The organism is Calditrichota bacterium, assembly GCA_013151735.1.
Taxonomy (GTDB): domain Bacteria; phylum Zhuqueibacterota; class JdFR-76; order JdFR-76; family BMS3Abin05; genus BMS3Abin05.
In genome coordinates this window covers 1-8,013 of record JAADHR010000169.1, presented here as the reverse complement: position 1 = coordinate 8,013, position 8,013 = coordinate 1, and the positions used below count along the sequence as shown (strand labels likewise).

Genomic DNA, 8,013 nt, shown 5'->3' with positions numbered 1-8,013 from the left:
AGAACCCGGTCTTTTGAACCCACCCCTTGACTCCCCCTCCCCGATCTCAGGGAGGGGGCCGGAGGGAGGGTCAGAAATGGACGGATTCTACCTAATACCTGTTAAATGAGATGTTACACCGCGTCCATTTGGGAATAAAAAAGCAGCTTTTTCCTTTAGCTGTGTTCACTGATGCTTTTTGCCGTATAATTAAATTTAAAAGGGCGGCTTTTCAAAAGCCTCCCTTTTTTTATTGATATTGTGGATACAATGTCCTATTTTTATATAGATCAGATTGTGTAAGTTAAATGAGATTATCTATCGTTACGAAAATAATTTGTGTGTCTTCTTTAGAAAGTGTGTTTGTGCAAGATATCACGTGGAGGATCAAGTCATTATGCCAAACTATATGACGCATGCGGGTTACGAAAAAATTCGGAGTGAAATTGAAACGCTTCAAAAAAGACTCCGGGGAGAAATCGCCCGAAAGGTGGGAGAAGCGGCTGCCCACGGCGATTTACGCGAAAATGCAGAGTATGACGCGGCCAAACAGCAACAACACCTAATTGCCCGACGCCTCCAGGAATTGGGCGAACTTATTCAGGGCGCCGAGATTATTGAAAATATGGACCTGCCGGACGGACTGGTAACCGTCGGTAAAACGGTTCATTTACGCAATCTGGATACCAACCAGCTGGATATTTACACAATATTGGGCCCCATTGAATCCGATGTGGACAATAATATTATTTCCTATGAAACTCCCCTTGTTCGCCAATTAATGCTGAAAAAAGAAGGCGAAGAGGTGGAAATACACGTTCCTGCAGGGGCTATCCGTTATCGCATCGAAAAAATCGAAAGGTTTCAGTCACAAGCATAACCGGCGCAGCGTCAGATATTTATCCGCAAAGTCTATAGCCCTGTTCTCCCGATACACTGGATTTTTATCGAATTTATCCTTTATCTTTGACGAGAAACATTAAATATTCCGTGATTTTAACCACAAGATTCTTAATAAATTATTATCAATTAATGAAAAATTTTCTTTTTTAAGTGTTATTTCAATGAAAAATATCGTATTTTATTAATAATGAATGATTTTTCATCAAACACAAGGTGAGAAGATTTAATAGACTGTTAATAAATGGCAGGGCATTCCCTGCTATTATAAGAATGTGAATGGAGGAGGGAAAAATGTCTACCGTAAGAACTGTTCTCGAAAAGAAATCCAAGGAATTAATAACCATTTCGCCTGAAGCATCACTTTATGAGGCCGCGCGTGTTATGGCTACCCGCTCGGTAGGCGCGTTGCCTGTTGTGGAAAAAGAAACCATGCTCGGGATTATTTCCGAACGAGACATTTTGCGATTGTTGGCCCGCCGTTGTGAACAACTCAAAGACACAAAGGTCAAAGATGTAATGACCACCGAAGTGATTGTCGCCACACCTGAAGACAGTACCGATTATCTTATGGGCATTGTTACTGAAAACAAGATACGCCACATTCCTGTTCTTGAAAACGGGAAATTAATTGGTATTATTTCAATTGGGGATCTGGTGAAAAATCAACTGCACGAAGCGCATTATGAAATTCACTATCTCCATGATTTTATTGCAGGTACCTATCCCCGGTAACACATTCACAACAAGCAGTTCATTCACGAAAAACTTTTCGCGGCATCCATGGATTTCATGAACAACCGGTTCGTGAAAGTGCTGCCTTTTTATTGTTCAGCGGGTTTTCCTTATTATTTCTCAAATAAAAAATGAGATTAAAGGTGAGCCGCTTGAATGACAACGAGATTCTTAAGGCTGGTTGAACCGTTTCTTTCTGTGTTAAAAGTGAATGATCATGATGCCGTCTGTTCCAATTCTAAAAACAGGATTCCTTTTCCCTTAAGTCCCTATTCTTTCTGAAACCTTTTCCTGCAATATTCGATCCCAAAAGCGGGTATGTTTCAAGCGGAAAAAAAGCAAATGTGACCTCATAAAACCAGTTTTCAAACCACCTGCGTCTGTTCTTTTTATTTGTTCGGTTTTCTTATTTAATAAGGGAGGCATCATGAAAAAAATTCTCCTTCTTTCAATTTTGTTGTTGGGTCTTGCTGTTCCTTCACAAGCGGGGCGTTTTGTTGCTATTGGATTAAATAATCCTCACGAAGTTTGGTATTATTTTGACACCATGGGAATGACTGTTTCCGTTGAAAATTCTGGTCCCCTTTCCCAGGTTGAAATCCAAACGCGTGCTCGAATGGTCTGTTCATCCTGGCAGTGTCCGACGAATCAGCCCTTTCAAGTCAAGATCCCGTTTGAATTACCGAAAGGGGCGGTTTTAATTTCTGCGGGTCTTTTCGATGGAACCCAATGGATCGACGCAAAACCTACGGATTTATTTAAGGCAGAAGAAATTTATGAGCAAACGCCTAAATCCGATCTGCGTCTGTTGCTTCGGAAAGTCATTCAGCGGGACTATTATGGGAAGTCGGTTTCAAAATACGAGATGCGTCTTTCCCCTATTTATCGGGACAAAGATTTTACATTTCGCGTAAAATATGTCATTCGCGCCACACCCGGAATCTGGCAAATGCGCACAGCTATTCCCCTGTCCTCTTTTTTTGAGTCCTGTCCCACCTATCACTGCAGTATTCCTGTTAATTTTTATTTTGTTGACCACGATTTTCCCTCCGCACAACCCAAAATTATCTATGGAATTTACAGTGAAGCCAACTTCCCTTTTGAAAAAGTGGGAGGTAAGTGGAAAACCTCTATCCCGGCGAGAAAAATCAATTTTTACAGTAACATTGGCATCCGCTGGTTTCGACCACTTTCAAAAGGACCCGAGCTTCGGATATTTGAAAATGAAAGCGGTGCCTATTATTCGCTTATGCTTACCCCACCGTTGCTTCCAACAGAACGAAACCCCCGACATATTTTGATTATTTATGATTTGGCCGAGAATATTCCATCCAAGTTTTCTCGAACCCAGTTGCTCAACGAATTTAAGGTCATGGCGATTTCAGGGCTTACCGAGTTAGATTCGATAAACGTCTTATTGACCGATTTTGTCCCCAAAACGTTACGCGAACATTTTGTCCCGGCTACGGATCAAACAGTGGAACAGCTTTTTAATGAAATCACTCAGGCGCCTCAGCCTTACCTTTCAACGCTTCCTCAATTGTTACGGGCGGCCAAAGATTATTTTAACCGGGAGAATGTTGCGGGTGAAATCTGGCTTTTTAGCAGTGCGAACAAGCATTCTAAACCGCTCAGTGTGGCCAACGAAATTATCGATTTGAGTCTTCGCCAGATAAAACCTGCTGTGAGTTTCCGTATTTTTAATTGTGCAAACTATGATTGGGAGTATTATATTTGGATCAATAATAAGGCCTATTTTGGAAATGATTATCTTTACGAAAACCTGGCCCGCTTGAGCCATGGCGGGGTCGTAAAAGCGAGAGATCTGAACAGTTGGCAGCTTCGTGACGCCCTGGCGGATGTCTTTTTTCCGGCGCTGGATGTAGTGGAAGTGGATGCTCTGCCGCAGGGCGGTTTTCACGAAAGCCGGTTTTTACTCAATAGCGGACGAACCCACTTTCCCATTGCCTGGCCATATGTTGAAATCGGACGCTACCAGGGGAATCGTCCCTTTTCGATTGATTACTTCGGGAAAATTGATGGTCATCTTTACAAACACACGGTAACCATTACCGATACGTTCAACAGCCCTCACCCGGAATTGCTGGCGACGATGTGGCATGGCCTCCATGTGGAAGATCTCTTGAAAGAACCTCAAAGCCAGGCTACCATTGAAGAAATTGGCCAAATAGCGACGAAATACCATTTCTTGAGTCCGTACAATGGATTTGTGATTCCGGGGCCCTCCGGTCTGGTGGGATTCAAGCGGTTGGTTGAAGTGGACACCACGCAGTCCCAAAAAGCGGTGGCCGAAAATCAACCGACGCGATTTGACCTGGCTGCCTTTCCCAATCCCTTTAATTTAAGCACAGAAGTACAGCTCACCTTTCCGATGTTGAAAAAAACAGAGAAGGCCCGAATTTCAATTTACAATCTTCTCGGAAAACGGGTGCGAACATTTCAATTTGAGCTGCCTTCCGGTTCAACCCGGCTGCAATTCCGATGGAACGGCGAATCAACTGAAGGATTGATTTTGCCTTCGGGCATTTATGTGATTGTCGGGAAAATTGGGACGTTTCAACAACGCCTAAAAGTGACTCTGCTCAAATGAAGTCATTTTTCAACATCTTCGAAAAAAAGTGGAAAATAACGGAATAGAAAATAGAGGGTTCTACGATGAAAAAGCTCTTGATTTTTTGGGTGATCTTATTTGGCACAACCGGCGCGTTTGCCGCCGATTTTAGCGTGTACGAGGCCGGTTACCCCCACATCCGCGATGCCAATGTCAACATCACTCATGTAAAGGATGTGATTGTCCGGCGCGGAGCCTACATTGAACACAATTTGAATCTTTCTGTAAGCTATGATTTTGAGAGTTGGTTTTTCAAGAATTACACTGAGCTGGAGTTTCAGTGGAAATTTACGCTTCCCGAGGAAGCGATTGTCCATGATTTGAAATTCTGGTACAACGATTCCCTGATTCAGGCGCGCATCATGGACCGCTGGACGGCAGAGCTTTTGTTCAGCGAGGTGAGCAGCCGGTACCGGGAACCCGCCATTTTGACCCGGGGAAAGGCGGACGCCAACGGCAATGTGCCGTACGAAATGCGGGTGTTCCCGATTACGCGAGGGAAAGCGCAGAAATTTTTTATTCAATATTTGGTTCCGGCACGGCCTACAGGAGGACACCTCCGGACCTGGCTGCCCCTGCCGCAAATTACGGGTACACCGCGTGGCGCAGACAGCCTTGAGATTGACGTGCGCACGGATCCGGTCGTGGACGAAACCCCTTATTTAATCGGAGCGCCTGGGGTTACGTTCCAAAAAGACGTTACAGATTCCCTGTACCGGGCCGTTTTACCCACGTACGCCAACCAGTTTGTGGAATTGGTTTTGCCGTCCCCTGTAACGGGTTCCTTTTTTATGACCACGTTCTCGGACAGCACAGGGCATTATTACCAAATGGCCGTCCTGCCACCGGAGATGCCCATTTCGCGTACACCGCGCAACTGGTTGATTTTAATTGATTACAGTGTGACCAATACGTCCGGCATGACCAGCGATTTGCTTTTTTCCTCTTTGAAGGAATCCATGATGCAGGCGCTCTCGCCCCAAGATTCGGTCAATCTTATTGTGGCCTATGCCGATATTGTTCAGGCCAGCACGCACTGGCTGGCGGGCACGGCTGCCAACCTGGACACGATTTTTGCCCGGTGTACCGGCTGGCCGTTTCTTCACTTTAACAGCTCTCAGGAGTTGTTTGCGGCAGGCACGCAATTTCTGAAAAAACAGGCCACGCCCGGTGAGGTCGTCTGGATTACCAATAGAATCGACCTTCCCACAACCACGGCCGGCGGGCAGGCTTACGCCAGGGAAATCGAATCTCACTTTCCGGCCGGAACTAAATTTCACATTTTGGATCTGGACAACGTCTCTCGTCTTCGTTACACGGAAGATCACGGGTACATGATTGAGACCTTCCCATTCCTCTCGGCCCTTACGCGCGATACGGGGGGAAATTTGTTTTTCCTGCGATTTCATTCCTTGAAAAACATTTTTGACGCCCTGTTTTTCGAGAAAGTGAGCCACTACCAGGAAGTGGAGGTGCAGGTGCGCTTTCAGAACGGCTATTCGTACAACAAACAGCTTTTTTCGCTGTTTCGCGGCTACTATCCCCTGGATTTCCCCGTGATTCAAACCGGCCGGTTTGAAGGGACATTTCCGGCAGATGTGACCGTGATTGGACGAACAGCAGACACCCTGGCATTGCGCACATTTCAGGTCCAGGCATCGGATGTGTTTCCGGGTTCCGGGCAAATAGCGACAGCCTGGTTTGGGCACCATTTGCAGGAATTGGCGCACAAATCCCAGAGCAGTTGGATGGTGGACAATATGATTGATCTAAGTGTGCGCTCGCGCGTGCTCACGGCGTACACCGCCTTTTTGGTGCCCAATCCGGAAGCCGAAGCCTATTACAAGCAGCTTCAGCAAGCGCAGAACAACAATGATCGGTACAATCAACCTGGCACCGGGGTCGAAGGAAATGGCCGTTTGCCGGATCAACTGTTTTTGCTGGAAGCGTACCCCAATCCCTTTAATCCGGCTACCACGCTGAAAATTCAAATTCCTCTGAAATTGCGGCACCAACGGGTGGTGCTTCGGATTTTTAATGTGCTGGGACAGCAGGTGCGTCAGTGGCGGCTGGCTGTGCCCCAGAGCGGTACGGTGGAGATCGTGTGGAACGCCACAGACGATTGGGGCCACATGGTTCCCTCCGGTACCTATTTTGTTGTAGTTCAGGTGAAGAATCAGGTTAAGCGGCTGAAAATTTTGCTGTTGCGGTAGAAAAAGTGCATCCAGTTTTCTGCTGGAAATAATGAACCGCTATAAAAGTATGCTCATTATGGAGGAGCTAAAATGGGAAAGATGATTTGGGCAGTGTTTCTTTCGTTGGTCCTTTTGCCTTTTCTCGCCCGCGCACAATCAGCTTTTAAAATTTTTCCTATTGCAGCGGATTCCACTATCAACGAAACGGAACCCTATCTCACGCGCTATCTTTATGAAGCGGCCTTTCGCTTTGAAGATGGAAACACCGAAAAAACACTTCCACTCTGGCTGGTGTACAAAAAAACGACCCGAGAAGGCAATGCAGGCATTGTAGGTATTCGCATTCAGGTAAGGCGTGTTCTGCACCAGCCGCCCCAAATTAAATTTTCCAAGAAATATCTTATTTCAGATTTAGTGGAGAACCAGACAATTGAGTCTCCGCTTATTGAATATTACGCCGATTATCCGGTGGCCATCTGGAGGCAGAAAAAAGCCGGGATTTTTTCTCTGTTTTATTCGGTCTTTAGGGATTCCGTATGGTCGTCTCCGCAGAAAGTGACCTCGGATTCACTAAATGTTTCGGAAGAGGCGTTTTTTGCCACGCATTCGCGTGAGGAGAGTTCTGAATATGCACGGTTCAACCGCCTGTTTTGGATTTCGGGGAAAAGTATTTATTCAGCAGAAATGGATTCGACGTTTCACTGGGTCCACCGAAAAAAACTTTACACCGGCTCAAGTGAAATTGCGCACCTGTACCCCCGCATGGATTTTCAGGAGAACCTTTGGCTTGCTTTTGATGAGTTGTTTTCACCCGATTCTTTGAAAATACAAGTCATTTATTATTCACGTTTGAAACAAAAGTGGGAAGGACCCGTTGAACTGGCCAGAATCCGGGGCCGTCGCTCATTTGCCGGGCTAAATATAAGCGAGGCGGTCGATCCCGCCGCCTCCGCTTCCAATACACTTGCTCTTGCCTGGCTGGATGGAACAACTTTCAAATCCAGGATTTTTTCATTTGATAAGGATTCATTGGTATTCCATAGCAATTTCGATTTCGAGCACTCCTTTGCCTGTTCAAAGTGTATCCTGACTTCCAACAATTTGGACTTGGGTGGATGCGTTCTGACACTGGTGCCCTGGTATTTTCTGGTGTGTCAGTCCGATAGCGTACCTGATCAACTCTATATGATAGGGTATAACAACTATTTTTTTAAAGTATTTTCCAGAAAGAATTCGATTCAACACATTTCCATTTCCGGAACACAGGATTTCAATTTTGCCCTTGCCTTGGAGGAATGGGATGGCAATCAATCTGACATCTACCTCAATTTTCAAACTATTATCATAGGTGCGGTTAATGAGAATCCGACTTCCTCCCCGCGAAGCATGTGGCTTTCTCAGAATTGGCCCAATCCGTTTAACGCGGTAACGAATGTGGAATATATTCTCCCAATAAGGGAAAAGGTAACCCTCCGTTTGTTCAACAGTTTGGGAGAGGAAGTGAAACTTCTTTGCAGGGGGATTCAAGGTGCGGGGCGTCACGTGGTACAAATCGATGGACAAAATTTAAGC

The 8,013-nt window shown here is 45.6% G+C and carries 5 protein-coding genes; all 5 read left to right on the top strand.

Annotation, left to right across the window (positions count from 1 at the left end; all coding sequences use genetic code 11):
• Window positions 1-376: 376 nt before the first annotated feature.
• Window positions 377-859 carry a transcription elongation factor GreA gene (gene greA, locus GXO76_11985; GenBank protein NOY78579.1) on the top strand — a complete coding sequence of 161 codons (483 nt, stop codon included), beginning with the start codon at window positions 377-379 and terminating at the stop codon, window positions 857-859.
• 314 nt (window positions 860-1,173) lie between these two features.
• Entirely contained in the window at window positions 1,174-1,614 is a 441-nt protein-coding gene (locus GXO76_11980; GenBank protein NOY78578.1) for a CBS domain-containing protein, read from the top strand.
• A 427-nt stretch (window positions 1,615-2,041) separates the two neighbouring features.
• Complete coding sequence (locus GXO76_11975; protein NOY78577.1) at window positions 2,042-4,225, top strand: T9SS type A sorting domain-containing protein; 2,184 nt, start codon at window positions 2,042-2,044, stop codon at window positions 4,223-4,225.
• A gap of 65 nt (window positions 4,226-4,290) precedes the next feature.
• The gene (locus GXO76_11970; protein ID NOY78576.1) at window positions 4,291-6,459 is read left to right on the top strand and encodes a T9SS type A sorting domain-containing protein; all 2,169 of its coding nucleotides are present in this window, start codon (window positions 4,291-4,293) and stop codon (window positions 6,457-6,459) included.
• A 72-nt stretch (window positions 6,460-6,531) separates the two neighbouring features.
• The coding region (locus GXO76_11965) for a hypothetical protein (GenBank protein ID NOY78575.1) at window positions 6,532-8,013 on the top strand (1,482 nt) is incomplete at its 3' end.

Excerpts from the sequence above, each read along its gene's own strand:
- GXO76_11970 (NOY78576.1), top strand. The coding sequence starts at position 4,291 with ATGAAAAAGCTCTTGATTTTTTGGGTGATCTTATTTGGCACAACCGGC.
- GXO76_11975 (NOY78577.1), top strand. The coding sequence starts at position 2,042 with ATGAAAAAAATTCTCCTTCTTTCAATTTTGTTGTTGGGTCTTGCTGTT.
- greA (NOY78579.1), top strand. The coding sequence starts at position 377 with ATGCCAAACTATATGACGCATGCGGGTTACGAAAAAATTCGGAGTGAA.
- GXO76_11980 (NOY78578.1), top strand. The coding sequence starts at position 1,174 with ATGTCTACCGTAAGAACTGTTCTCGAAAAGAAATCCAAGGAATTAATA.